Source organism: Aliiruegeria haliotis, assembly GCF_003003255.1.
Taxonomy (GTDB): Bacteria; Pseudomonadota; Alphaproteobacteria; order Rhodobacterales; family Rhodobacteraceae; genus Tropicimonas; species Tropicimonas haliotis.
The window spans coordinates 208,236-233,900 of sequence record NZ_PVTD01000006.1 but is presented as its reverse complement, the minus strand read 5'-3'; the positions used below and the strand labels follow the sequence as shown (position 1 = coordinate 233,900).

Sequence of the window (25,665 nt, the reverse complement as noted above, 5' to 3'; positions counted from 1 at the left end):
GAGCAGAGCGGGAGCGGTCGAGGGCGCGCGAATTGGCTGCTATTGGAGCACCGAACGTCCTGGCGGACTCAACGCTGGAAGACGGAGAACGGCTGCAAGGAGTGCAGGTTGGCGGTCGCTCGGGGATTCGAACCCCGGAGACCCTTTCAGGCCTGACGGTTTTCAAGACCGCTCCGTTCAACCACTCCGGCAAGCGACCGCACCAACAGGCTCCAACTACCGCGCCATTCGGACGTGGACAAGGGGCGAACGGGTTTCCTGAAGCTGGTCCGCCTGCCCCGCGCACAGATCGACACTCAGCATCACAGGTCTCTGAAACCAATCCGCTGCGGGGTATATCCGACCACCCGCCGAACAGCTTTCCGGGCCATTGCCAGCCGCACCGCCGACGGGCCATCCGAACGCGGCCTGCTGCCGGCGCGTGCATTTCCACCTCCTGGCGGGCTGTCGGTGGCGGTGCACCTCGCCCGGGCAATCGCCTGTTTCGCGACAGGACAACGCCTTCGGAGCGCATGAGCCCGGCTCATCGAATTGCACAAATCGTAGCCATCGGGAAACAGCACCCGCAGAATAGCGCCCGGCACGGCGCACAATCCTTTGCGTGCCACGCAAGACCATGTATAACTTTCCCAAACAGGCCCAAAATCGGGCCAAATCGAGCAGCGAGGCCGCAACGGCGGCCTGAGAGCGTGGGCAACACGCTACAAAAGGGGCGAACTATGGGCGGAATCAGGCTGACTCTCTTTATCGGAGCATCTGCGCTGGCATTGACTGTGTCGGGATGCATGGAAGGTGGTTCGGGCACATCGGACGGCTCGGCCGAAGCTACGGCCTTTTCTGAGCGCCCCTCCTCCACCCGGCTCGTCGAGCGCGATGTCGAGGCGCCGGAAGTGTTCCAGGTTACCGAAAAAGGCTTGTGGGACGGACGCCCGTCGCTCGGTGGTGTCTGGGTCGCCCACCCCGACGTGACCGACCCCGAGCGTGTGATCATCCGCAACGAGGCCAACGGGAAATTTGTCATCGGCGCCCTGTTCAAGCGCGAGCGGGAACACCCCGGACCCAAGATCCAGGTTTCGTCTGATGCCGCCGCCGCGCTGGAACTCCTGGCGGGCTCGCCGACGGTTCTCAATGTGACGGCACTCCGGCGCGAGGAACCCGAACAGCCCGAGGAAGCCATCACACCTGCGGAGACCGAGGCCGTCGCGGAGGCCGAAGCCCCGGCAGAGAGCGGCGATGCAACAATTGCCGGCGCCGCCGCCGCGATCGATGCCGCTGAAACCGGAGACGGCACCGAAAGCCTCGCCGCGACCACAGCCGCTGCCGAAACGGCCGCCCCTGCTGCCCCGGCCAAGACCAAGCGTAGCTGGAACCCGTTCCGCCGCAACAAGCAGCCCAAGAGCGCGATCCCGGTCGCTGCAACCGCCACCACTGCCGTCGGCACCACCGTTGCGACCGAAGCGCTCGCCACCGGCGACGTCAGCAGCGCCCCGCTCGGCGGACAATTGCCGAAGACCACGGGCGGCACGACACAGGCCGCCAAGCCTGCCGCATCGGCCCCGGCGCCGAAGAAAACCACCTCGGTCGACAAGCCCTACGTGCAGATCGGCATCTTCTCCGTGGAGCAGAACGCCAACAACACAGCGACCGCGATGCGTCAGAACGGCGTGGTGCCGAAGGTCTTCGAACAGGAGATGAAGGGCAAGAAATACTGGCGCGTCGTCGTCGGCCCCGCGACCAGCAAGTCGGATCGCTCCGTTCTGCTCAAGAAAGTGAAGGGCATGGGCTTCACCGATGCCTATGCTGTCAACGGCTAAGGCGCTAGAACACGGGCATGATACGTAGACTTGCCGCCTTTCTGATTCTCGCCACCAGCCTGACCGCGCCTGCGGTCAGTGCCGGTTTTGAAACCCGTGCCAGCGCCGCCTGGATTCTCGACCAGACCACCGGGACGGTGCTTCTGTCCAAGGATGCCGAGACCCCGTTGCCGCCGGCCTCCATGTCCAAGCTGATGACGCTGAACATGCTGTTCGAGGCATTGCGCGACGGACGCGTCACACTGGACACGAAATTCTCCGTCTCCGACAAGGCGTCGGCCATGGGCGGCTCGTCCATGTTCCTGACGCCAAAGGACCGCCCCACGGTCGAGGAGTTGATCAAGGGCATCATCGTCCAGTCCGGCAACGATGCCTGCGTGGTTGTCGCCGAAGGGCTCGCGGGCACCGAGGAGGGTTTCGCCCGCCTGATGAACGAGCGCGCCCGGGCCATCGGCCTGCGCAACTCGACCTTCGCAAATGCCTCCGGGTGGCCGCACCCGAACCACCGCATGTCGATGCAGGACCTCGGGCTACTGGCCCGGCGCCTGATCGAGGAGTTTCCGGAGTATTATGGCTACTTCGCCATGCTCACCTTTGAATACGATGGTCGGGTTCCCTCCAACCACCGCAACCGCAACCCGCTGTTGACGCTCGGGATCGGTGCCGATGGCCTGAAGACCGGACATACCGCCGAAGCGGGCTATGGGCTCGTGGGGTCGGCCGTGCAGGGTCAGCGTCGGATCATCTTTGTCATTTCCGGCCTCGACAGCGAGCCGCAACGCGCCGAAGAGGCGGAGAGCGTCGTCAACTGGGCCTTCCGCCAGTTCGTGCAGAAGACCGTGGCCGAAAAGGGCACGCGCCTGGCACAGGTGCCGGTCTGGATGGGCGCGGAGCGGACCGTCGGCATGGTCGTCCCCGAGAACCTGGACCTTCTGGTGCCCGCCGTGGTGCGGGGCGAGATCGAGGCGGAAATCACCTATGAGACCCCGCTGCGCGCGCCCATCGCCGAGGGCCAGCAAATCGGCACGCTGATCGTCGATCTTCCGGATCTCGAACGTCAGGAACTGCCGCTCACCGCCGAAACGGCCGTCGCCAAGGGCGGGTTTCTGCCGCGCATCCGGACCGCTGCCTATGTGCTCTTCCAACAGGTCACCGGACAGGCCTCCGGGCAGGCCTCGGGGCGCTGATGCCCGGGACGCGGGGCAGGTTCATCACCTTCGAGGGAATTGACGGGTCGGGCAAGTCGACCCAGGCCCGCCTGCTGGCCGAGGCCCTGGAAGCGGCCGGACGGGAGGTGGTTCTGACACGCGAACCCGGCGGTTCCGAAGGGGCGGAGGAAATCCGCGCGCTGGTGCTCGAAGGCGACCCGGACAGGTGGTCGGCGGAGACGGAGCTGTTGCTCTTCACCGCTGCCCGACGAGACCACGTCGAAAAGCGCATTCGCCCTGCCCTGAACGCGGGAAAGACAGTGATCTGCGACCGCTTTGCCGATAGCAGCCGGATCTACCAAGGCATGAGCCGGGGCAACCTGCGCCACGAGGTGGACGCACTGCACGCGATGATGATCGGGCTGGAGCCGGATATCACATTCGTCGTCGACATGGATCCCTCGCTGGGCCATGCGCGCGCCAAGGGACGCCAGACGGCCGAAGAGCGGTTCGAGGATTTCGGTGTGGAGTTGCAGCACCGCATGCGTGCGGGTTTCCTCGAACTGGCGCGGGAACATGCGCAGCGCTGCATCGTGATCGATGGCGCACGGGAGATCGAGGCCGTGGCCGCCGACGTGCTGGGCGCCGCCCTTGCGCGCCTGCCCAATCCCGTGCCTGCCCCATGAGCGAGACCGAAGACCTTCCGCAGCCGGACCAGCTCGAAGGCGCGCCGCATCCGCGCGAGACGAGGCACCTCTTTGGCCAGGAGCAGGCGGAGGAACGCTTTCTTGAAGCCTTTACATCGGGACGGCTGCATCACGCCTGGTTGCTGACCGGACCGCAGGGCGTGGGCAAGGCAACGCTGGCTTGGCGCATCGCGCGCTTTCTGTTGGCGACGCCGGAGCAGGAGGACGACGGGCTGTTTGGAGCGCCGCCGCCGCCGACAAGCCTCGACATCGATCCCGAACACCCCGTGGCGCGCCGGTTGCAGGCCCTTTCCGAACCGGGCCTGTTCGTGCTGCGCCGTCCCTGGGATGACCGCGCCAAGCGGCTGAAGCAGGAGATCACGGTCGATGAAGCGCGCAAGCTGAAAGGGTTCTTCGCCCTCTCCGCAACCGATGGCGGGCGCCGCGTGGTGATCGTGGACGCCGCGGACGAGTTGAACACCAGCGCCGCCAACGCAGTGCTGAAACTGCTGGAGGAGCCGCCCGACCGCGCCTTCCTGCTCCTGATCTCGCACCAGCCCTCGCGGCTTCTGCCGACGATTCGCTCCCGTTGCCGCACCCTCCGCTGCGCTCCGCTGGCCCCCGAAACCTTGCAGGAGGCACTTGTCGCCGCCGGGACCGAGCTGCCGGAGGACACCGCCGCGCTCACCGCGCTTGCCGGCGGCTCCGTCGGAGAGGCGCACCGGCTGTTGAACGAGGGCGGATTCAGCGTCTATGGCGCCATCCTGCGGCTCTTCGAAGGCGCCCCCCGGATCGACCGCGCCATGGCGATGGGCTTTGCCGACAAGCTCGGCGCGCGCGGATCCGATGTGCCCATGGCACAGGTCCTGCATATGCTGGATCTGTTCCTGTCGCGCCTTGCCCGCTCCGGGGTGCTGGGGCCGCCCGATCCCGAAGCCGCCCCGGGTGAAACCGCGCTGCTGTCCCGGCTCTGCCCCGATGCCCGCGCCGCGCGTCACTGGGCGACGTTGCAACAGGCGCTCGGCGAAAGGACACGCCACGGCGTGGCAGTCAACCTTGACCCTGCCGCGTTGCTGCTTGATACGGTTCTCAAGATAAATGCGGGTGCCGAAGAGGTATTGCCCGCGCCAGCTTGAGCCGAGCAGACATGCCCCAACCGCAGATTGTAGACAGTCATTGTCACCTGGATTTCCCTGATTTCGATGGCCAGCATGCCGAGATCGTGTCTCGCGCGGCCGAAGCGGGCGTCGCCCGCATGGTCACGATCTGCACCCGGTTGCGGCTGGAGCCGCAGGTGCGTGCGATTGCCGAGTCGCATGCGCCGGTCTTCTACGCCGCCGGGACGCATCCGATGAGCGCCGCCGAGGAGCCACTGGCCAGTGTGGACGAACTCGTGGCCCTGTCCGCCCATCCGAAGTTCGTAGGCATCGGCGAGACCGGGCTCGACTACCACTACACGGCCGAAAGCGCCGCCGTGCAGCAGGAGAGCCTGCGTATCCACATCGAGGCCGCCCGCCGGACCGGCCTGCCGCTGATCATCCATGCCCGCGATGCCGATGACGACATGGCCCGGATCCTCGGCGAGGAACATGCAGCCGGTGCCTATTCCTGCGTGATGCACTGCTTCAGCTCCTCTGCCGCATTGGCGGAGGCCGCTCTCGGGCTGGGATTCTACCTCTCGATGTCGGGCATCGCCGCCTTCCCGCGCAGCAAGGACCTCAGGGAGATCTTTGCCGCAGCACCCCTGGACCGCATACTCGTGGAAACGGATTCCCCCTACCTCGCGCCGCCACCGCACCGGGGCAAGCGCAACGAGCCGGCCTACACGGCACACACGGCGAAGGTCGGGGCCGAGGTCCACGGCCTCTCCTACGAAGACTTCGCGGCGCAGACGACCGCCAATTTCGACCGCCTCTTTGCCAAGGCCGCAAGCTGGAGCCCCGCCGCCTGATGGCAGAGCTGCGCTTCACCATTCTTGGATGCGGCTCTTCCGGCGGCGTCCCCCGGATCGGGAATATCTGGGGCGCCTGTGACCCCGGGAACCCTCGCAACACCCGTCAACGGTGCTCGCTCCTGATCGAGCGTCTCGATGGCGAGGCGGCCACACGGGTCCTTGTCGACACCACGCCGGATCTGCGCCGGCAGCTCCTTTCCGCAGGTGTGGGGATGCTGGATGCCGTGGTCTATACCCACGGCCACGCCGACCATACCCACGGGATCGACGACCTGCGCATGGTCGTCTTCAACCGTCGCGCCCGCCTGCCGGTCTGGGCCGACGCGGAGACGCAGAACGGATTGATCGCCCGTTTCGGATATGCCTTCGTGCAGCCGGAAGGGTCGAACTACCCGCCGATCCTCGACATGCACATGATCCGGGGGGATGTGACCATTGACGGCGCGGCCGGCCCGATCACGCTGACCCCGATCGAGGTCCGGCACGGCAATATCCACGCCCTTGGCTTTCGCATCGGCGACCTGGCCTACATGCCGGACGTGAACGAAATCCCGAAACAGGCCTGGCAGTGTCTGGAAGGACTTGACTGCTGGATCGTGGATGCGCTTCGCTACACCCCACACCCGAGCCACGCACATGTCGCGCAAACCCTCGCCTGGATCGAGCGTGCGGCGCCCCAACGCGCCGTGCTTACCAACATGCATATCGACATCGACTACCAGACGCTGGCCGATGAAACGCCCGAACACATAGAGCCAGCCCATGACGGACTGACGATAACCTACAAGGTCTGAAGCCATGGGCGACCTCCTCGCTGTTATCCTGCCCGTCTTTGTGGTCATTGCTTTTGGCTATGTTGCCGTCTGGCAGAGGGTCTTCAGCGACGCCGGCGTGGATGGGCTGATGAAGTTCAGCCAGTCCTTCGCCATCCCGGCATTGTTGTTCCGCGCGATATCGACGCTCGACCTGAACCAGCACTTCAACGTCCCACTGCTTTTTTCCTTCTATGCCGGTGCCCTGAGCGGCTTCATCGTCGGGTTGCTCGGTGCGCGATACCTTTTCAACCGGCCCTGGCAGGACAGCGTCGCCATCGGGTTCTGCGGCCTGTTCTCGAACTCGCTGTTGCTTGGCCTGCCAATCACCGAACGGGCCTATGGGCCCGATGCGCTCGAGGCGAACTTCGCCATCATCGCAATGCACTCGCCGTTCTGCTACGGCATCGGCATCACGCTTATGGAGATCGTCCGGGCACGCACCAACGGGACGCCGGCACGGAACCTGCCCGGGACCGTGCTCCGCGCGATGTTCAGCAATGCCCTCATACTCGGGATTACGGCGGGGCTGATCGTCAACCTGACAGCGCTGCCGCTGCCCGGCTTCTTCACCGATGCGCTCGACCTCGTGGCACGCGCCGCCCTGCCCGCCGCACTCTTCGGCCTCGGCGGGGTGCTCTATCACTACCGGCCAGAGGGCGACTTGCGCACCATCGCCTTCATCGTCTCGGTCGGTCTGATCCTGCACCCGACCATCACGTGGATCCTCGGGAGCGCGTTCGACTTGCCGGTGCCTGCCTTCCGGTCGGCAATCATCACGGCGGCAATGGCCCCGGGCATCAACGCCTATATCTTTGCCAACATGTACGGGGTTGCGAAGCGGGTGGCGGCCTCCGCCGTGCTGCTTGGCACCGCGCTGTCGTTGTTCACAACCTGGGGCTGGCTCGCGATTCTGCCCTGATCGGCCTGCTCTCCCACCGCGTGGGATGCTCGGCCCCGCGGATCCCCGTTTCCGTGGCGCCCCCCCTCAGCAAGCCGACCGCCGGCTATCCCGGCGGCGAAATCCCACAGCCGCGTCCCAATACGCGAAAGGGCCCGCCCGTTTTGGAACAGCCCCTGAAGACACCGGCCTTTGCGAATGGTCGGGGCCCGGTGCAGCCCCGGCCGACGGGTCATCCCGGTGACATGCCCCGCAACCTTTCGGAGCGCCGCCGCAGCAGTTCCACCGTCGTCAGCAAAGCTATGGAGATGATCACGAGGATCGTTGCGACTGACAGGATTGCGGGCGAGATCTGCTCGCGGATACCGTTCCACATCTGGCGCGGAATGGTCTGCTGGTCATGGGCAGCCACGAACAGGACCACGACCACCTCGTCAAAGGAGGTCACAAAGGCGAACAGCGCGCCCGAGATCACGCCGGGCAGGATCAGCGGCATGGTGATCTTGAAGAAGGTCGTCGTCGGGTTCGCCCCAAGCGAGGCCGAGGCCTGTGTCAGCGTCTGGTCGAACCCCACGAGCGTAGCCGTGACCGTGATGATCACGAAAGGAATGCCCAGGGTGGCATGCGCCATGATCACGCCGACGTAGGAATTGGCGAGCCCGGTGGCGGAGTAGAAGAAGAACAACCCCGTCGCGGTAATGATGATCGGTACAATCATTGGCGAAATCAGGATCGCCATGATCGCGCGGCGGAACGGCATCTCCGGACGTGACAGGCCGAGCGCGGCCAAGGTGCCGAGGAACGTCGCCAGGATGGTGGAAAAGAAGCCGATGATCACCGAGTTCTTTGCCGCGTTCACCCAGGCGGCGTTCTCCCAGACATCCGCCCACCAGGACCCGTCGCGCGCGACATCAGGGTTCTCCATCCCGAAGGTGAGCAGCAGATCATACCAACGGGTCGAGTAGCCGGTCGGGTCGAGCGCCAGCATTTTCTCGGTGAAGGTGAAATAGGGCTCTGCGTTGAAGCTGAGCGGGATCACGATCAGGATCGGTGCGATCAGGAACAGGAAGATCAGGGCGCAGATCACGCGGTAGGTGTAATACCAGATCTTTTCCAGCGGGCTGGCGTATGTCGGAAGGGCCATGTCGCGTTATCCCAGCTTGAGGTTGTCGATGCCGATCAACCGGTCGTAGAGCCAATAGAGCAGCAGCACACCGAACAGCAGAAGCGATGCAAGCGCGGCCGCGAGGGACCAGTTGAGCGACTTCTGCATGTGGAAGGCGATCAGGTTCGAGATCAGCTGCCCGGTGGAGCCGCCGACAAGCGCCGGGGTGATGTAGTACCCCACGGCCAGAATGAACACGAGCAGCCCGCCCGCACCGATCCCCGGAACTGTCTGCGGCATGTAGACCCGGCGGAAAGCCGTCCAGGATGTTGCACCCAGAGACCGGGCGGCCCGGACATAGGACGGATCTATCGGACGCATCACCGAATAGAGCGGCAATACCATGAACGGCAGCAGGATATGCGTCATGGCAATGATCGTGCCGGTCTGGTTGTAGATCATCTGCAGCCGGTTCTCGTCGTCGAGGATGCCAAGCGAGACCCAGATGTCATTGACGACTCCCTGGCTTTGCAAGAGCACGATCCATGAGGTCGTTCGCACCAGCAGCGATGTCCAGAACGGCAGCAGGACGAAGATCATCAGCAGGTTCGACTTGGCCAGAGGCAGGGTCGCCAGCAGGTGGGCGATGGGAAAACCCAGCAGGAAGGTCATGAACGTGATCAGGGCCGACAGCAGCAGCGTGCGCTTGAACAGCAGGATGTAGACGGCGCGTTCCTCGTCGACCTTGACGATGTTCCCCTCCGCATCCCGTGTTCGGTCGAGCGCTGCGAGGTAGAAGTCGATGGTCACCGGCTTGGAGGCATTGCGCATCGCGCCCCAGAGTTTCGGATCGGCCCAGTCCTCGTCGATGTCGAGAAGCGCCTCCTTGTAGGGCGGTTCCAGCTTGGCGGCCCTGCGCGCCGACTTCGTGAACATGGAGCGGCTGCCGGACACCTCGTAGTTGATCCGGGTTCCGATCTGGCCGATGGACTTGGTTTCGCGGGCATGGGCAAGGCCGTCAACCAACGCGGCATAGGCGGCCTCGTCCGGCTCGGTGCCGGCGGCGGTCTCGTCGAACCAGCCACGTAGTTCCACCATCAGCGGCACCGTGCCACCGGTGTCGCGATCCTTCCAAGAATAGAAGCCGGAATTGTTGACCGACATCGTCAGCAACTGCCCGATGGGGATCAGGAAGGTGATGACCACGAACAGCAGCAGCGGCAGCACGAGGAAGAAGGCGCGGCGCTTGCGGTGTGCCTGGGCATGCGCCAGCGCGGCCTTCAGCGGCTTTCCGTCGGCGGTGGTCAGCTGACCCTGTGGAGTATCGGCAACGTCGGACATGTGGGGATCCCGGAGGGGGCGCCGGCCAGGATGGCCGGCGCGGGTTCCTGGTACCCGCCCCGGCCGAAACCGGGGCAGGCATGGCAGATCAGTTGGCGAGCCAGGCGTTGAAACGCTCGGACAGCTCGACGTCGCGGTCAGCCCAGAACTCGAAGTCGTTGACGATCGCGTTCGTCAGGTTGGCCTCTGCGGTCGGCATGTGCGGCGCCATTTCGGTTTCGCCATCCTGGTAGAGTCCGACGAGCGCGCCGGAGGACTTCCGGGCCGGACCGTAGGAGATCCACTTGGCCTGGTCGGCCAGACGCTGGGTGTCGGTGGAGAACTTGATGTACTCCATCGCGGTCTCCAGGTTCGGAGCGCCCTTGGGGATCACGAAGAGATCGAAGTCGAGGATCTGGCCGTCCCAGACGATCTCGAAGGGCTGGTCCTCGCCCACGGCGGCGTTGAAGATACGGCCGTTGTAGGCGGTGGACATCACGACCTCGCCGTCAGCCAGAAGCTGCGGCGGCTGGGCGCCGGCTTCCCACCAGACGATGCTGTCCTTGATCGTGTCCAGCTTGGCAAAAGCTCGGTCGACACCTTCTTCGGTTTCGAGCAGGTCATAGACCTCGCCGGCCGGAACGCCATCAGCCACAAGCGCCATTTCCAGGTTGGCCTTTGCAGCCTTGCGCAGGCCACGCTTGCCCGGGAACTTCTCAAGGTCGAAGAAATCGGCCATGGTCATCGGCTCGCCATCCACGCTTTCCGTGTTGTAGGCGTAGACGGTGGACCACACGATGTTCGCCACGGCGCAGTCTGTCAGGGCGCCCTCGATGAAGTCTTCGGCTGCCGGGGTTCCATCGGGTGCGTCGGGCAGCATGGACGTGTCGATTTCCTCAAGCAGGCCCTCGTCGCACAGGCGAACGGCGTCGGAATACTCGACGTCGGCGACGTCGATCGTCACGTTGCCGGCCTCGACCTGGGCCTTGATCGGCGTTGCCGGGTTGTCGGCATCCACCATGGTGACCTTGGCGCCGGTCTGCTCGGCGAACGGCTTGTTGTAGGCTTCGACCTGCGATTTGCCGTAAGCGCCGCCCCAGCTCATGATGGTCACTTCAGCCGCATTCGCGGTGAAGGCGAAGCCGGTGAGGGCGGTCGTCAGGATCAGTGTCTTCTTCATTTGCGTCTCCCTGTCAGGTTGATTGTGCCGCACGTTCATCGCGCGACGGTTGGCTATTCGTTTCTATTGGGCGCGGCCCGGTCTCCCGGATCGCGCCATGTCTTCGGGCTCGCCGCAGCACCCAGGCGGTGCATTGGTGCTCTTGTTCGCATCGCCGCCGATGCCGGCCCGGCTCCACGCGTCCCGTATCCGGCGACCGCACCGCAGGATCTGCTGGCGGGAACCACGATATGGATGAGGGAAGCTGTCATGGCTGGGGTCCTGTCCGACACTGACTGGGCGTATGCTGGGCAATCGTGGTCACTCAGATTGCACTGTCGTCTTCCAGCGCCCTGGCGTCCTGCATGTGCCAGCTGATCGGGATCTTCTCCCCCGGGGACAGGCGGCGTTGCCCCAGCATGTTGCGGCACTTCATGACAAAATCGTCCTGTCCAGCGACCCGCAGCCGGGTGCGGAAGGTGTCGCCCATGTAGATGAACTCCAGCACCTCCGCTTCGATCGTATGCGCACCCGGGTCGAACTGGTCGGGCTTGAACTCGACCCTTTCGGGACGGATCGACACCAGCGTGTCCTGGCCGGGCTTGCTGACATTCACCGGGGTGGCGTCAATCAGCTCTCCTGTCTTGAGCCGCACCAGGGCCTTGTTATCGTGGATCTCCTCGATCCGGCCCTCCAGCTTGTTGTTCTCGCCGATGAACCCGGCGACGAAGGCGTTCTGGGGCCGCTCGTAGAGCTCGTCGGGCGGCGCAAGCTGCTGGATCCTGCCGTCGTTGAACACCGCGACACGGTCGGACATGGTCAGGGCTTCCGACTGGTCGTGGGTCACGTAAACGACGGTGATGCCGAGGTTTTCGTGCAGGTGCTTGATCTCGAACTGCATGTGCTCGCGCAGTTGCTTGTCAAGCGCTCCAAGCGGCTCGTCCATGAGAACAAGTTCGGGTTCGAACACAAGCGCGCGGGCCAGTGCGATCCGTTGCTTCTGGCCACCTGAAAGCTGCGCCGGGCGGCGCGCGCCGAATGCGCCCATCTGCACCATGTCGAGGGCGCGCATGACCTTTGCTTCACGCTCCGACTTTCCCATGCCCCGCACTTCCAGAGGGAAGGCGAGGTTCTCGGCCACGGTCATGTGCGGGAACAGGGCATAGTTCTGGAACACCATGCCGATGCCCCGCTTGTGCGGCGGGATGTTGTTGATCGGGTGATGATCAAGCAGGATCTCGCCGTGGGTGGCGGTCTCGAAGCCGGCCAGCATCATCAGGCAGGTGGTCTTGCCGGAACCGGAGGGTCCGAGCATCGTCAGGAACTCGCCCTTCGGCATTTTCAGGTTGAGGTCCTTCACGACGAGCGTTTCGCCGTCATAGCTCTTCTGTACGCCACGAAACTCCACGAATGGGCTGGCGCTTCCATCTGCTGTCTCGGTCAAGGCAGCTCCTGTTGGTCTGGTGATGCGTTGTTTTCCGGCATCTTCACCGCGAACTAAAACAACAGGTCTGGCCGGTGGCAATGCCCTTGCCACAATCGGGTGCCGTCAAAAACGCCGAACGCCCGCAGTTTCAGCGCAAACCGCGGGTCATCTGCCAGAATTTTCAGCAGAAAAATCCGCTGGTTACCCTGAAATTCCGGTCCCCGGCGCAATAGTGAAAATAATTGTCACCTGGCCGGGATATCCCCTGGCCACTCCGCCCGGCACTCTGGCCCCGGCCCGTCAGCGGCAGGCCAGCAGCCCGCTTGCGATTCCACGCAGCAGGTCGGGATAAAGCGTCGGACCGTCCTCCAGCCCCAGGCCAGCCGGGTCAAGGACAGTCGTTGTGACGCCCGCGCCCTCGGCGACGGCGTTGATGAGGTCCGGGTTGAACTGGGGTTCGGCGGCAACACAGGTCACATCGAGCGACACGATCGCGTCGCGGACCTCGGTGAGCCGGGCGGCACTGGGATCAGAAGCATCCCCCAGCGTGATCGCCCCGGCCGCGTTGAGGCCGAACCGACGCTCGAAATACTGGAATGCATCGTGGAACACGACGAAGGACAGATTCCGGATCGGGGAAAGCTCCTCGGCAAGCTCGGCCTGCAGAGCGGTCAGCCCGTCAATTCCTGCCTGTGCGTTCGCCGCATAGGTGTCCGCATTCTCCGGATCGGCTTCGGACAACGTATCGGCAATGGCCGCGAGCCACCGCCGGCCGTTCTCCGGGTCGAGCCACGCATGGGGGTCATGTGCATGCCCATCATGGGCATGGTGGGCCTCGGCAGCGTGGTCGTCATCACCGGTGTGCCTGTCGTGATCGGCATGGTCGTCGTGGTCGGCACCCTCGTCGTGATCGGAATGATCGTCGTGGCCGCGGTCGTCGTGATCTGTTTCCGATCCCTCATGCTCATGGTCGTGGGCGTCGAACGTTGCGCCGGTCCGGAACTCTCGCAGAACCGTCCCCTCCACTTCGAGCAACTCGACCTTGTGCGCATCGGGCGCGAGGGTCTCAAGCGCGCGATCCATCCAGGGCGTCAGATCCTCGCCGACCCAGAACACGATATCGGCCCTCGACAAGACCCTTGCCTCAGAGGGACGCATCGCGTGGGAATGGGGCGAGGCGCCCGGCGGCAGGATCACGTTCGGGTCTGCCAGATCGCCCATGACTTGCGCGACGAGCGATTGAACCGGGGCGAAATCCGCCACCACGTTCGGAACCTCCGCCCAGGCGGGGGCGGAAATCGAAAGAGCCAGGGCGGATATTCCGCTGGAAAGTCGTATCATGGGACAGCCTCATGTTCTCGGTGGCGGCGTCCTAAATGATACGTTATAACAATTCAACAGGATTCGGAGGAAACATGCCAGACGCTCCCCTCGAACCGCTGGGGTTCGAGCGCCATGATCACAAGCATTGCGTATCCGACGCGATGGCGACGGCAGAGGCCCGGTGCGCCGATGCCGGACTTCGATTCACGCCGGTGCGACGGCGGGTGCTGGAAATCCTGCTGGAGGAGCATCAGGCGATGGGCGCCTACGACGTCCTCAGCCGCCTTCAGGCAGAAGGGCTCGGGGCGCAACCTCCCGCGGCCTACCGGGCGCTGGACTTTCTCGTGGCGAACGGGCTGGCACATCGGGTGGAACGCCTGAACGCCTTTGTCGCCTGCGCGCATCCGGGCGAAGACCACATTCCCGCCTTCCTGATCTGCCGCGATTGCAACCGGGTCGCCGAGACCGTGACCCTGCCCAGCCGCGATGTGCTGATCGAGGCAGCCCGGGCCTGCGATTTCGAGATCGACAAGGTGCTCGTGGAGGCCGAAGGCCGCTGCGGCCCCTGCCGCGACGCGCCCGCCGGTTCCGGGGCCTGATCCAGACATGACCGATCCATATCTCCTGTCCGCGCGGGGGCTGGCAGTCCACAGGGGCGCCACCTGTGTCCTCCACGGCGTGGACCTGCAAATCCAGAGGGGCGAGATCGTCACCATCGTCGGCCCGAACGGCTCCGGCAAATCGACGTTGCTGCGAGCGCTGATCGGCGCGGCCAGGGCAACCGAAGGTGAGGTTCACCGTGCCGAAGGGCTCCGCATCGGCTATGTCCCGCAGAAACTGCATATCGACCCGACGCTGCCGCTGACGGTCGCGCGTTTCATCAGCCTGCCGACGCGGCGTGGCGATGCGGAAATCGCGGACGCGCTTCACCATGCCGGGTTGCCCGACCTCGCCGGACGACCGATGTCCGGCCTGTCCGGAGGTCAGTTTCAGCGGGTCCTTCTCGCCCGTGCCCTGCTGGAGCGGCCCGACGTGCTGATGCTCGATGAACCGACACAGGGGCTGGACCAACAGGGGTCCGCGGCCTTCTATCAACGGATCGAGGCCGTCCGGCAGGAGTTGAACTGCGCCGTGGTCATGGTCAGCCACGAGTTGCACGTGGTGATGAGTGCCTCCGACCGTGTGATCTGCCTCAATGGCCATGTCTGTTGCGTGGGAACTCCCGAAGTTGTCGCCAGTGCCCCGGAATATCGTGCGCTCTTCGGGACCGGCACCAAGGGCGCGCTGGCGCTCTATCGCCACACCCATGACCATGGGCACGACCACGACCATCCGCATGCGGATGTCCACCACGAGGACCACGCCATCTGATGCTCGACGATTTCATGATACGCGCGGCCCTTGCCGGTGTGGGCACCGCGCTTGCCGCCGCGCCGCTGGGCTGTTTCGTCGTCTGGCGCCGGATGGCCTATTTCGGTGATGCCACCGCCCATGCCGCCATCCTTGGCGTGGCGCTCGCACTGGCCCTTGAGGTCCCGATCTACGGCACGGTCATTGCCGCGGCGCTCGTCATGGGGATAGCCGTGTCGACCCTGTCTGGGCGCGGCTTTGCAACCGACACACTCCTCGGGGTTCTGGCCCATTCAGCGCTGGCCTTCGGCCTCGTGGCCGTTTCCTTCCAGAGCGGTGTCCGGGTGGATCTCATGAGCTACCTTTTCGGGGACATCCTGGCTGTCTCAACCACGGATCTCGCGGTGATCTGGGGGGGGGCGGCATGCGTTGCCGGCCTGGTTGCCTGGCGTTGGTCGTCGCTTCTGCTGTCGACCGTGGGCGAGGATCTGGCAATCGCCAGCGGTGTAGATCCCCGACGGGAACAGATGATCCTCACGCTGGCGCTGGCCGTGACGGTGGCCGTGGCGCTGAAGGTCATCGGGGCGATCCTGATCTCCGCCCTGCTGGTCATTCCCGCCGCCGCCGCACGAAGCCTCGCACGCACGCCGGAGGCCATGGCGCTCTGGGCGGGCGCCCTGGGAATCCTCTCCGCCCTCGGCGGGCTCGGCGCCTCGTTCCGCTTTGACACGCCCACCGGTCCGACGATTGTCTGTGTCGCGGCAGTCATTTTCCTGCTGTCGATGCCGCTGGGACGCCGGAAGGGCTAACGCTGCCGACCACGACCGAATTCTGCCCGGCGCTGGAAACCTGCCCTGCCCCGGTGTCACCCGGTCTCCAGCACCATGAACAGCCGACGGAACGGAAAAATCACCGTTCCGTCCGGCCGAAGCGGATAGGACACAGCCAGAGCTTCATCATAGGCGGCAAGGAAACGGCCGGTCTCCTCCTCGTTCAGCCTTTCAAGGATCGGACGCGCCACCGTGGCGCGTGTGAAGGCCCGGACCGGGTGCCCATCGGCAGCCGGTTGCAGGTGTTGCTGGTAGATCGTTTCCCAGATCGTCACGGCACCGAACGGGCTCAGCAGATCGAAATAGGCCGCGGGTTCAAGCACCGCAGGTTTGGGCGCCGCGTCGGCGAACCGCTCGGGGAACAGGGCCGCCGCGACCTGCCGGAGCAGGACATGGGACGGTCCATCTGTTTGCCGTGGCATCTGCACCGCGAGCACACCGCCTGACGCAAGCTGTCCTACCAACCGGGGAAACAGTGTTTCGTGATCGCCCAGCCATTGCAGCGCCGCATTGGAGAAGAGGAGCGCGGGTGGCGCCTCGCTTTGCCATTCGGCGGCATCGACCTGCGCGAGATGGTCATAGATCCCCATGGCCTCCGCCTGCGCTAGCATCGCCGGAGACAGGTCCACGCCGATCACTTTCCGCCCCGCGAACCGCTCCCGCAGGACCGGACCGACCACCCCGGTGCCGCAGCCCAGGTCGACAACAGCGCCCCTGCCCGGCAAATGCCCGACGCGGCCGATCAGATCCAGCGCCGGCTGCAAACGCAAACCCCGAAACCTGAGGTAGGTTTCGGGGTTCCAGTCGTTAGACAGCGTTTCGCTCATGCGGTCGGATCGGGCTCCATGCCCGGGTCCGGATCCGCCTTGGGCGGCTTCGGCTTTGTCTTGGGGATCGCGGTCACCGACGGAGAGTTGCCGCTGTCCACACCCTCGTCATCGTCGTCGCCGCGATTGAGCGGCTCGCCGTTGATCACCTTCTGGATCTCCGGACCGGTCAGGGTCTCGTATTCCAGCAAGCCCTGCGCGAGGTTTTCCAGATCCTGCGCACGTTCGGTGAGGATCCGCTTGGCGGTCTCGTACCCTTCGTCCACGAGCCGGCGCACCTCTTCGTCGATCCGCTCCTGCGTCTCCGGAGAGGCATTGGCCGCCGCCTGGTAATTGCCCAGGTAGGACTGCTGCTCGTTGGCATAGTCGATGTTGCCAAGCTCGTCGGACATGCCAAACTGCGTCACCATCGCCCGCGCGATCTTCGTCACCTGCTGGATATCTGAAGCGGCACCGGAGGTGACGTTTTCCTTTCCGAAGATCAGTTCCTCGGCAACCTTGCCGCCCATCGCCATGGCGATCTTCGAGCGGTACTTGGTGTAGGTCACCGAAAGCTGATCCCGTTCCGGCAGTGAAAGAACCAGACCGAGTGCGCGTCCGCGCGGGATGATCGTCGCCTTGTGGATCGGGTCGTGCTGCGGAACATTCAGGCCGACAATGGCGTGACCGGCTTCGTGATAGGCGGTCAGCTTCTTCTCGTCCTCGGTCATGACCATGGAGCGGCGCTCCGCCCCCATCATGACCTTGTCCTTGGCGTTCTCGAAATCCTCCATCGTGACGAAGCGGCGACCGACACGGGCGGCCATCAGCGCGGATTCGTTCACGAGGTTCGCCAGATCGGCACCCGAGAAACCGGGCGTGCCGCGCGCAATGATGCGCAGATCCACATCCGGTCCCAGCGGGACTTTGCGGGCATGCACACCAAGGATCTTCTCACGACCCTTGATATCGGGGTTCGGCACCTGCACCTGCCGGTCGAAACGACCCGGGCGCAACAGGGCGGGGTCGAGCACGTCGGGGCGGTTGGTGGCCGCGACGATAATGATGCCTTCGTTGGCCTCGAAACCGTCCATCTCCACCAGAAGCTGGTTCAGCGTCTGCTCGCGCTCGTCGTTGCCGCCACCGTAGCCGACGCCACGGGACCGGCCCACGGCGTCAATCTCGTCGATGAAGACGATGCAGGGCGCGTTCTTCTTGGCCTGTTCGAACATGTCGCGGACACGGGATGCGCCGACGCCGACGAACATTTCAACGAAGTCGGAACCGGAGATGGTGAAGAAAGGCACGCCCGCCTCACCCGCAATGGCTCGTGCCAACAGCGTCTTACCGGTGCCCGGTGGGCCAACAAGCAGCGCACCCTTGGGGATCTTGCCGCCAAGGCGGGAGAACTTCTGCGGATTGCGCAGGAACTCGACGATCTCCTCCAGTTCTTCCTTGGCCTCGTCAATGCCGGCGACATCGTCAAAGGTCACGCGGCCGGATTTCTCGGTCAGCAGCTTGGCCTTGGATTTTCCGAAACCCATCGCACCGCCGCGTCCGCCGCCCTGCATCCGGTTCATCAGGAAGATCCAGATGCCGATCAGGATGATGAACGGCAGGAGCGTGCCGACATAGGCCAGAAGGCCGTTTTGCTGCTGGGGCTCTGCGGTGACCTCCACGCCATGATCGATCAGGCGTTCTGTCACGTCGACGCCTTCCGGCAGGACAGTCGAGTACATGTTGCCGTCCGTGCCGCGAATCCGGATCCGCTCTCCGTCAATCGTGACGGAGGATACGGCGCCGTCATCGACCTGCTGGACGAATTCGGAATAGCTGAGTGTGCGCGCTGCCATCGTGCTCTGGCCGCCGCTGAACAAATTGAACAGCGCCAGGATCAACAGGAACAACACAACCCAGAAGGCAATATTTCTGGCATTTCCCACGGGGGTAGAACTCCTCACTTGGCCGGCGCGGCGCGCCAGCCGGTCACCACTAAGATAGTCGATCGTGCGTGAGGTTCAACGCGATAAGGTATCGTGCGGGATTTCGGATCGATCCCGCTCATTCGCGTGGCCTTCAAACCCGGCGGCGCTTGCCGCGAAGGCCAGCCCCCGCAGTCCTCACCCAATCGTGACCGTGTCGAGGGGGCTCGCCTCGTGCCCGCAGTGCCAAGTAGACCGTTTGGCAGCCGGCACGATCGGGAGGGTGTCCGACATCGCGTCAACTGGCAGGCACATTGGGCGGTCCAACCGGTGCCGTTCCGCCATCGCGATCAGGCCCTTTCGAGCCAGGTGAGAAAGCCGCCGCCGGGTGGGCTCACCTCAGCGGCATATGGCGTTTCGTCCAGGCCGGGCGCGGCGACAAGACGCCCAGAGACATAGAGCGCAGGGCGGGCGCGAAGCGAGTGGAACGGCGCCCCGTCGCGTCCCTTGGCATCGTCGCCAAGTGCCTGAACGGTTGCAGCGGGCAACTCGGGCCCGGTGATCCGCCAGCGGCCGTCCCAACGCACATCACCGGTGAACGGGGTGCGAAGGCCAGCCACGGCCTTCCATTCCCGGCACAACCGCACGTCCCGCGGTCCAACGTTCAGGTGGCAGCCGTGGAGGGTCGACGACCGTCCCTCCCGCAGGTCGGCGATGGCCGATTCGAGCGCCGAGGCGCGCGGACGGTACTCGGCGCCGGAGATCCACCGAAGAGCACCAGCAAGTAGGCCCGACAGGGTCTCCCCCTCCAGCGACAGAAGGGCCTCGCGCCGTAGGATCACATCGCCTTGCTCGACCCGAAGGGTGTCGCTCGCCGCCGCCACCATCCGACGGGTCAGCGCCTCTCGCGCGCGGCGCATCCGGGTGGCGGTCGCTGCAAGCCCCTCTACCGTGAGCCCAAGCGCGTTGCCCTCCGCCAGTGCCTTGCGGACCCGTACCCGGTCAAACCGGTCGTCCTCGTTGGACGGGTCGTCGCTCCATGCGATATCCCGCGCCGTGAGCCAATCTCGCAACGTCTGGCGCCGGATCCCAAGCAAGGGCCGCACCAGATTTGGCCCGAGGACACTGCGTCCGTCTCCCGTGCGCTCCAGGCCAGAGACCTCTATTTGCAGGTCCGGCGGAGCAGGCAGCAGGCTGCACTCCGCGATCCCCGACAACCCAGCCACGCCCGATCCGCGTGAAAGGTGGCGCAGCACGGTCTCCGCCTGATCGTCCATGGTGTGGCCAAGGAGAACATTGTCGAGGCCGCGCGCCCATTGCCACAACAGCCGACGACGGGCCCGTCGGGCTGCGTCCTGAAGGTTGCCGGTTCCGTCCCACCCTTCCCAGCGCAGGATCGCGTGCTCAACCCCGAGACCACGGGCCTGTGCGCGGACAAGCTCGATTTCCTGTGCGGCTTCGGGGCGAAGGCCATGATCCACGGAAGCCGCTCGCAGGGCGATGCCGCGTTCGGCGGCCCAGTCGGCTGTCAGGTGGAGGAGCGCCGTCGAATCGCTGCCCCCGGACACGGCGATTCCGATCCTCTCGGGGCGATGCGTGGACAGCAATCGGTCAAGGGTGTCGGCAAAGCGGGCTGCGAGCCAGCCCTCCGCAGGCATATGGCCCGCGCCTCAGCTGCAACCGAGGCTGGTGCGGGATGCCTCCGCCTCGGATGCGGCCTCGCTGCCGGGGAACCGCACGCCGACTTCGCCAAGGGTCACGCAGGCCTCGTTCGCCTGACCGAGCCGTCCGAGGCTCTGGCCAAGGCGCAGCAGCGCAAGCGGCGCCTGCCCTCCTTCCGGGTCCACAGAAAAGGCGTTCAGGTAGGCCCGTGCCGCCGGTGCCGTCTCACCGAGTTCCTTCAGCGCGTCACCGGCGAAGAAATGCGCCGCGGCGGTCAACGGGCCGGCCGGATAGGTCTCGGTGAAGGACGCAAAGAGGTCCGCGGCGGACCGAAAGGAACCCTGGTCCAGCTCGCCCTTGGCGCGATCGAAATCTGCCTGCTCCCCCACGGCAAGTTCGGCACCGTTGTCGGGAGCGGGTTCCTGCGGGGCCGGTTTCGTGACGACGCCACCGCCGAGGGTGGGCGTATCGCCCAGGCTCGCGATGTCGCAGGCAGGTTCCAGTTCGCACAAGCGAAACTCCAGGTCGCCGACCCTGTTGGTGCCATCGGAAACAACCCGGTCGATCCGGAACTCCAGTTCCTCGGACTTCGCGGTCAGGCGCTGCAACTCGGATTCGATCACATTGACCCGGTCCAGAACCGATGCCGATGGCGCAAGTGTCGCCGCCCCGCCGGTCGTGGACAGTTCCCGCTTGAGTTGCTGCAACTCGACATAGAGGACCGACAGTTCCTGACGAATGTCGGCCAGGGTCTGGTCCTGGGATTGTGCCCACGCTGACTCTGGCGCCTGCCCCGCAAGGCCGACTGCCACCACGCTCGCCAAAAGTGTCAGGCGCATTTGAATTTCCTCAGTCTCAGCTTCCCAGCGCTGGCTGCAACACGGTAACGGCGCGCCGGTTCTTGGCATAGCAGGCCTCTTCGGAGCAGACCTCCAATGGCCGTTCCTTGCCGAAGGACACGGTGCTGACCCGGGCTCCGGCGATGCCGCGGGAGATCAGGTATTCCTGCACGGCGTTTGCGCGTCGGGCACCGAGCGCAAGGTTGTATTCCCGGGTGCCCTGCTCGTCGGCATGGCCTTCGATGCGGGCATTGTAGCCGCCGTTGTTGGCCAGCCAAGCGGCCTGTCCATCCAGGGTGGCGCGCGCCTCGACCGTCAGGCTCGACTGATCCACGGGGAAGAGAACCCGGTCACCAACGGCGGCCTGGAAATAGGCCGGGGAGGTCGGATCCTGTGCCGACCCCGGTGCCGCACCCCCAGCGCCGGCGCCATAGGCACCGCCATCAAGGGGCGACTGGTCGCCGCCGCGGCCGAAATGCCCGCCGTTGCTACAGGCAGAAAGCCCCATTGCCCCGACGAGAAGAATTGCAGTGAATGCGCGATGGGCCATTTTCTTGTGCTCCGTGGCTACCTGCCGCCTCGTTTCAACAACTCCTAGCACCGTGATCACAATATGCAAACGTTCCACCCGTTGCGCCGTCGCGATGGGCGGGGATTTCCGCCAAGTGTGGGACGGGTGCACTCCCCGGTCCCGGAACCGCGCCGGATCGCTGTGGCGGAGGCCGCCGCAATCAGGGCAGCAACGGGGACCAGGCCGGGTCGGACGCCGCCCCCGGGGTCGGGATACGCTTGAGGTTGCGCCCGGTGATATCCACCGAAAACAGCGCCGGTTGTCCGCCAGCTCCCGCGCTTTGCCGCGCGAACATGATCACCCGGCCGTTCGGCGCCCAAGTCGGCCCCTCGTCGAGAAACGACGCGGTCAGCAGGCGCTCCTCTGATCCGTCGGTGCGCATCACGCCGATGTGGAACCGGCCCTGGTTCTGCTTGGTGAAGGCGATCAGGTCCCCGCGCGGCGACCAGACCGGCGTGCCATAGCGCCCTTGCCCGAAGGATATCCGCCGCGCCTCGCCTCCGCGGGCCGACATGACATAGAGCTGCTGCGTGCCGGAGCGATCGCTTTCAAAGACGATCTGGGAGCCATCCGGCGAATAGCTCGGCGCGGTCTCGATCGACGGGGTATTGGTCAGTTGCGAAGGGGCGCCACCGATCCGTTTGGTGAAGATATCCGTGTTGCCGCCGCGGCTCTCCGAGTAGACGATCGTGTTGCCGTCCGGACCGAAGCGCGGGGCAAAGGTCATGACGGCCTGGCCATCGGTCAGCTTCTGTGGCCGGACATCGCCGACACGCATCATGTAGATTTCCGGCATGCCCGTCGCATAGGAGGTGTAGAGTACGCGGTCGCCGGTGGGCGAGAACCGCGGCGCCAGAACGATGGAGGAACTGTCGGTCAGGTACTGCACATTGGCACCGTCCTGATCCATGATCGCCAGCCGTTTCTGACGGTTGTTCTTGGGACCTTCCTCGGCCACGAAAACCACGCGACTGTCGAAATAGCCCCCCTCCCCGGTGATGCGGGAATAGACCTGGTCGGCCACCTTGTGCGCAAGCCGCCGCCAGCTGCCGGTGGACCCACCGAGCCGCAGCCCCTCGCCCAGTTCGCCGCCGGCATAGACGTCGTAGAGGCGGAACTTCACCGTCGCCCGGCCATCCGCCGAGACGGAAACCGCCCCCGTGATCAGTGCCTGAGCATTGATCGCCTTCCAGTCAGGATAGGCCACCGGCGCGTCGAAGCTGCTCACCCGGCTGATATGCGCCTCCGCCGGGATTTCGCGGAACAGGCCGGTGCCCTGAAGGTCGGCAGCGATCACACGGCTGATGTCGCGGGCAAAGTCGGCCGCCTGCGGGGTTTCCGCGACGAACTGGGGGATCGCGAAAGGCAAGGGTTCGATCACACCTTCGGTGATCTCGATCCTGAGCGGGCCCTGCGCCAATGCGGCGTGGAACGGCGCCAGGCAGGCCAGGGCAATGGCAATGGCAATGGCTCGCAGGAACATCATTTGATCCTCATTTTTTCGGGATTGAATACCATCTCGATCTCGCGCCAGTGAGAGTATTTTTCGGCCGGCAGGTCAAAGCCGCGCGATCCGCAGCGAATAACTGCCCGCCGTGCCGCCTCGTAGGCTTGCCGGGTGGCAATGTCGTCGCTGTTGTCGGTGTCGATCATGCGGATGGTACCGGTGTCGGGCGTGCCGTTCTCGTTCATCTGGACATAGACGGTGACCGTTGTGCGCAATGCCTCGGACGACAACGAGCCCACGTTCCAGCACTGCTGAACGCCGATCCGAAGCGCGTCCTTTTCTCCGGAAGTCAGCGGCGGGCCGGTCGGCGCCGTACCAGCACCACCGCTCGCGGACTGGGTTTCGGAGGCGACGGCCTCCGCCACGGCGGCGGCGATGGGATCGACCGGCGCGTCCGGCTCCGTCTGCCCGGGCGCTTCAGGCTCGGGGTCAGGTGCCGTCTCGGCAGGCTGCGCTGCGGGTTGGGGTTCGGGCCGTTCGGGGCGTCGGATCGGGCGGGGCGTGCCTGTCGGCGCCAACGCGACGGCCGTGCCGCCCGGAGGCTCGGTTGCCTCGGTCACGATCTCGGTCGTGGCTTCCTCGGGCGCGGTCGCCTGTTCGGGCTCCACCGGGGTCGCGTCGACGGCAGGCGCCTCGTCCGGACGGGTCGCCTCACGGACCTCTTCGGCGACGGCGGCATCGGGTTCGGGGCGTTCGGCTGGTTGCGGCGCGACGCGAGGTGCGGCCCGTGGCGCAGGGGCGTTTTCCGGGGCGAAGACCATGCTGGCGCCATCCGGGGTGTCAGGCTGGCTCGGGGCCTGCGGGGCGACCGGCTGCACTTCGGCCTGCGGTGTCTCGAAGGTTTCGTCCACCGAAGGCGCGGCCTCCGCGGTCACAGGCTCCGTCTCCTCGGGCTGCGGAACCTGCCCGGGCTGGGTGTCCGGTTCGGGCACTTCGGGGGCCTCGGCATCTTCTGGCGAAAGGGGGCTTGCGATGCTGTCGGTGACGGCGGGCGCCTCCCGTCCCGCGGCCATCATGGCCGCGAATTCCTCGCCGGATACGACGGTGACCTCGGAGAACTCCAACGGGTCGTCCCGGTCAAAGGAAAACAGGCCGCCGACAGTCATCCACAGCAGGAGCGCCGCATGCGCCGCGCCAGAGATCTTGACCCCGGTGTCCATATCCGAGCCTCAGCCGTCCTCGCCGTCGAGCGTCGGCCCGCCGGTGTCGGTCACAAGTCCGATATTGGAGAATCCACCGGAGTTGAGCGCGCCCATGACCTGCATCACGCGCTCGTAAGGGATCGCACCATCGGCACGCAGGAACACCTTGTCATCGGCACGTTCCGCCGCAACAGCACGCAGACGGCTGACCAGTTCGGCCTCCGGCGTCTCCGTCGTCATGATGACCACACGGCCATCCGCCGTCAGCGACACGACCAGCGGTTCTTCCTGTTCCGTCGGCAAAGCCTGCGCCGCGGTCTTGGGCAGTTCCACCGGCACACCAACTGTGAGCAGCGGCGCCGCGACCATGAAGATTATCAGCAGCACCAGCATGACGTCCACGAAAGGTGTGACGTTGATTTCCGACATTGCGGCCGGGTGGCGGCGCGACCGCCTGCGCCGTCGCGTTCCGCCCCCGCTTCCACCGTCCGACTTGATGACACCCGCGCCCATGGCTCAGGAATCCAGCTGGCGGGACAGGATCGTAGCGAACTCGTCGGCAAAGCTCTCGTAGCCACCGACGATACGGTCGCTGTCGGCGCTGAGCTTGTTGTAGAAGATCACCGCCGGAATGGCCGCCAGCAGGCCGAGCCCGGTGGCCACCAGTGCCTCCGAAATGCCCGGCGCGACCACAGCCAGGTTGGTGTTCTGGGCGATCGCGATCTCTTCGAAGGCGTTCTTGATGCCCCAGACCGTCCCGAACAGGCCGACGAACGGCGCCGTTGACCCGGTCGTGGCAAGGAACCCGAGGCCCCTGTTCAGACCCTCCGCCTCCTTGGCTATGGCCACATCCATCGACCGGTCGATCCGCGCCTGCGCCCCGGCGATCAGCCCGCCGTCGTCCCGGTGCGAGCGCCGCCACTCGATCATGCCGGCGGCGAAGATCCGCTCCGAGGCGCCCGATGGATCGGGTCCGATCTGGTCGAAAAGCTCATCCAGCGGCTCCCCGGACCAGAAGCGTTCGTCGAACGCTTCGCTCTCGCGTCGGACGAGTCGGTAGGTGATGTGTTTCTGGATGATGATCGCCCAGCCCCAGAAAGAGGCTGCAATCAGCATCAGCATAACGATTTTCACAGTGATAGTGGCGCGCGCGAAAAGCGCCCACAGGGAGAAATCCATCTCCTGCGCCATATGGAGGGTCGAGGGGTCCATGCTGCCTGCTCGTGTTGTTACCGCTCTGTCGGCGGCCTTCATTGCCTGAGAACTTACAGGCTTTGAAGGGAAAAGGCCAACACGAAGCTGCGAGCCGGGTGCCAGACCTGCCTGCGAAGGCAATCTGAGCGGATCTCCGCCACGCAACGCGGCTCCTGACGGCGTCGGGCCGCGGG

General features: G+C 65.2%; 24 protein-coding genes and 1 tRNA gene. 10 read left to right on the top strand and 15 right to left on the bottom strand.

Annotation, left to right across the window (positions count from 1 at the left end; translation table 11 throughout):
* Nucleotides 1-109 precede the first annotated feature (109 nt).
* Nucleotides 110-199, bottom strand: a tRNA-Ser gene (locus CLV78_RS15585).
* A gap of 520 nt (nucleotides 200-719) precedes the next feature.
* On the opposite strand from CLV78_RS15585, the gene CLV78_RS24535 reads away from it, so the two are divergent.
* The 7 genes from CLV78_RS24535 to CLV78_RS15545 are packed head-to-tail and all read left to right on the top strand — an operon-like array spanning nucleotide 720 to nucleotide 7,336.
* Nucleotides 720-1,814: an SPOR domain-containing protein gene (locus tag CLV78_RS24535; RefSeq protein ID WP_245925103.1), complete on the top strand. Its 1,095-nt coding sequence runs from the start codon at nucleotides 720-722 to the stop codon at nucleotides 1,812-1,814.
* A gap of 17 nt (nucleotides 1,815-1,831) precedes the next feature.
* Nucleotides 1,832-3,001 (top strand): D-alanyl-D-alanine carboxypeptidase family protein, encoded by a 1,170-nt coding sequence (locus tag CLV78_RS15570; protein ID WP_106205745.1) that lies wholly within the window; start codon nucleotides 1,832-1,834, stop codon nucleotides 2,999-3,001.
* The gene (gene tmk / locus CLV78_RS15565) at nucleotides 3,001-3,648 is read left to right on the top strand and encodes a dTMP kinase (RefSeq protein ID WP_106205744.1); all 648 of its coding nucleotides are present in this window, start codon (nucleotides 3,001-3,003) and stop codon (nucleotides 3,646-3,648) included. The genes CLV78_RS15570 and tmk overlap by 1 nt, the downstream gene beginning before the upstream one ends.
* Nucleotides 3,645-4,784 carry a DNA polymerase III subunit delta' gene (locus tag CLV78_RS15560; protein WP_106205743.1) on the top strand — a complete coding sequence of 380 codons (1,140 nt, stop codon included), beginning with the start codon at nucleotides 3,645-3,647 and terminating at the stop codon, nucleotides 4,782-4,784. Before tmk ends, CLV78_RS15560 begins: the two co-directional genes overlap by 4 nt.
* A gap of 11 nt (nucleotides 4,785-4,795) precedes the next feature.
* A complete protein-coding gene (locus CLV78_RS15555) occupies nucleotides 4,796-5,599 on the top strand; it encodes a TatD family hydrolase (RefSeq protein WP_106205742.1) in 804 nt (267 codons plus the stop codon).
* Nucleotides 5,599-6,396 carry an MBL fold metallo-hydrolase gene (locus tag CLV78_RS15550; RefSeq protein ID WP_106205741.1) on the top strand — a complete coding sequence of 266 codons (798 nt, stop codon included), beginning with the start codon at nucleotides 5,599-5,601 and terminating at the stop codon, nucleotides 6,394-6,396. Before CLV78_RS15555 ends, CLV78_RS15550 begins: the two co-directional genes overlap by 1 nt.
* Nucleotides 6,397-6,400: 4 nt before the next feature.
* Nucleotides 6,401-7,336, top strand: coding sequence for an AEC family transporter (locus CLV78_RS15545; RefSeq protein WP_106205740.1), 936 nt, complete (start codon nucleotides 6,401-6,403; stop codon nucleotides 7,334-7,336).
* A gap of 211 nt (nucleotides 7,337-7,547) precedes the next feature.
* On the opposite strand, the gene CLV78_RS15540 is transcribed toward CLV78_RS15545, so the two are convergent.
* The 5 genes from CLV78_RS15540 to CLV78_RS15520 form a co-directional block, all read right to left on the bottom strand.
* Entirely contained in the window at nucleotides 7,548-8,459 is a 912-nt protein-coding gene (locus CLV78_RS15540; protein ID WP_106205739.1) for an ABC transporter permease, read from the bottom strand.
* A 6-nt stretch (nucleotides 8,460-8,465) separates the two neighbouring features.
* Nucleotides 8,466-9,761: an ABC transporter permease gene (locus CLV78_RS15535; RefSeq protein ID WP_106205738.1), complete on the bottom strand. Its 1,296-nt coding sequence runs from the start codon at nucleotides 9,759-9,761 to the stop codon at nucleotides 8,466-8,468.
* Between the two features lie 88 nt (nucleotides 9,762-9,849).
* Nucleotides 9,850-10,920: an ABC transporter substrate-binding protein gene (locus CLV78_RS15530; RefSeq protein ID WP_106205737.1), complete on the bottom strand. Its 1,071-nt coding sequence runs from the start codon at nucleotides 10,918-10,920 to the stop codon at nucleotides 9,850-9,852.
* A 304-nt stretch (nucleotides 10,921-11,224) separates the two neighbouring features.
* A complete protein-coding gene (locus CLV78_RS15525; RefSeq protein WP_106205736.1) occupies nucleotides 11,225-12,343 on the bottom strand; it encodes an ABC transporter ATP-binding protein in 1,119 nt (372 codons plus the stop codon).
* A gap of 282 nt (nucleotides 12,344-12,625) precedes the next feature.
* Nucleotides 12,626-13,666, bottom strand: a complete 1,041-nt coding sequence (locus CLV78_RS15520; RefSeq protein WP_106205735.1) for a zinc ABC transporter substrate-binding protein — start codon at nucleotides 13,664-13,666, stop codon at nucleotides 12,626-12,628.
* 74 nt (nucleotides 13,667-13,740) lie between these two features.
* Here CLV78_RS15520 and CLV78_RS15515 point away from each other — a divergent pair, with 74 nt between their 5' ends.
* Genes CLV78_RS15515 through CLV78_RS15505 form a run of 3 tightly spaced genes read left to right on the top strand, consistent with a single transcriptional unit; the run spans nucleotide 13,741 to nucleotide 15,807 of the window.
* The gene (locus CLV78_RS15515; RefSeq protein WP_106205734.1) at nucleotides 13,741-14,247 is read left to right on the top strand and encodes a Fur family transcriptional regulator; all 507 of its coding nucleotides are present in this window, start codon (nucleotides 13,741-13,743) and stop codon (nucleotides 14,245-14,247) included.
* A gap of 7 nt (nucleotides 14,248-14,254) precedes the next feature.
* A complete protein-coding gene (locus CLV78_RS15510) occupies nucleotides 14,255-15,019 on the top strand; it encodes an ATP-binding cassette domain-containing protein (protein ID WP_106205733.1) in 765 nt (254 codons plus the stop codon).
* Nucleotides 15,019-15,807 carry a metal ABC transporter permease gene (locus CLV78_RS15505; protein ID WP_106205732.1) on the top strand — a complete coding sequence of 263 codons (789 nt, stop codon included), beginning with the start codon at nucleotides 15,019-15,021 and terminating at the stop codon, nucleotides 15,805-15,807. The genes CLV78_RS15510 and CLV78_RS15505 overlap by 1 nt, the downstream gene beginning before the upstream one ends.
* Nucleotides 15,808-15,863: 56 nt before the next feature.
* Here CLV78_RS15505 and CLV78_RS15500 read toward each other — a convergent pair whose 3' ends face one another.
* The 9 genes from CLV78_RS15500 to tolQ form a co-directional block, all read right to left on the bottom strand.
* A complete protein-coding gene (locus CLV78_RS15500; protein WP_106205731.1) occupies nucleotides 15,864-16,655 on the bottom strand; it encodes a methyltransferase domain-containing protein in 792 nt (263 codons plus the stop codon).
* Nucleotides 16,652-18,577, bottom strand: coding sequence for an ATP-dependent zinc metalloprotease FtsH (gene ftsH / locus CLV78_RS15495; RefSeq protein WP_106205730.1), 1,926 nt, complete (start codon nucleotides 18,575-18,577; stop codon nucleotides 16,652-16,654). Before ftsH ends, CLV78_RS15500 begins: the two co-directional genes overlap by 4 nt.
* Nucleotides 18,578-18,906: 329 nt before the next feature.
* Nucleotides 18,907-20,214 (bottom strand): tRNA lysidine(34) synthetase TilS, encoded by a 1,308-nt coding sequence (gene tilS / locus CLV78_RS15490; protein WP_106205729.1) that lies wholly within the window; start codon nucleotides 20,212-20,214, stop codon nucleotides 18,907-18,909.
* 12 nt (nucleotides 20,215-20,226) lie between these two features.
* Nucleotides 20,227-21,057 carry a tol-pal system protein YbgF gene (gene ybgF / locus CLV78_RS15485; protein WP_106205728.1) on the bottom strand — a complete coding sequence of 277 codons (831 nt, stop codon included), beginning with the start codon at nucleotides 21,055-21,057 and terminating at the stop codon, nucleotides 20,227-20,229.
* A gap of 16 nt (nucleotides 21,058-21,073) precedes the next feature.
* On the bottom strand, nucleotides 21,074-21,607 hold the full coding sequence (gene pal / locus CLV78_RS15480; RefSeq protein ID WP_106205727.1) for a peptidoglycan-associated lipoprotein Pal: 534 nt from the start codon (nucleotides 21,605-21,607) through the stop codon (nucleotides 21,074-21,076).
* Nucleotides 21,608-21,788: 181 nt separating this feature from the next.
* A complete protein-coding gene (tolB, locus tag CLV78_RS15475; protein ID WP_106205726.1) occupies nucleotides 21,789-23,114 on the bottom strand; it encodes a Tol-Pal system beta propeller repeat protein TolB in 1,326 nt (441 codons plus the stop codon).
* Nucleotides 23,111-24,295: an energy transducer TonB gene (locus CLV78_RS15470; protein WP_106205725.1), complete on the bottom strand. Its 1,185-nt coding sequence runs from the start codon at nucleotides 24,293-24,295 to the stop codon at nucleotides 23,111-23,113. Before CLV78_RS15470 ends, tolB begins: the two co-directional genes overlap by 4 nt.
* A 9-nt stretch (nucleotides 24,296-24,304) precedes the next feature.
* Nucleotides 24,305-24,790 (bottom strand): protein TolR, encoded by a 486-nt coding sequence (gene tolR / locus CLV78_RS15465; RefSeq protein ID WP_106205724.1) that lies wholly within the window; start codon nucleotides 24,788-24,790, stop codon nucleotides 24,305-24,307.
* Between the two features lie 3 nt (nucleotides 24,791-24,793).
* The gene (gene tolQ, locus CLV78_RS15460) at nucleotides 24,794-25,489 is read right to left on the bottom strand and encodes a protein TolQ (RefSeq protein WP_106205723.1); all 696 of its coding nucleotides are present in this window, start codon (nucleotides 25,487-25,489) and stop codon (nucleotides 24,794-24,796) included.
* Nucleotides 25,490-25,665 lie beyond the last annotated feature (176 nt).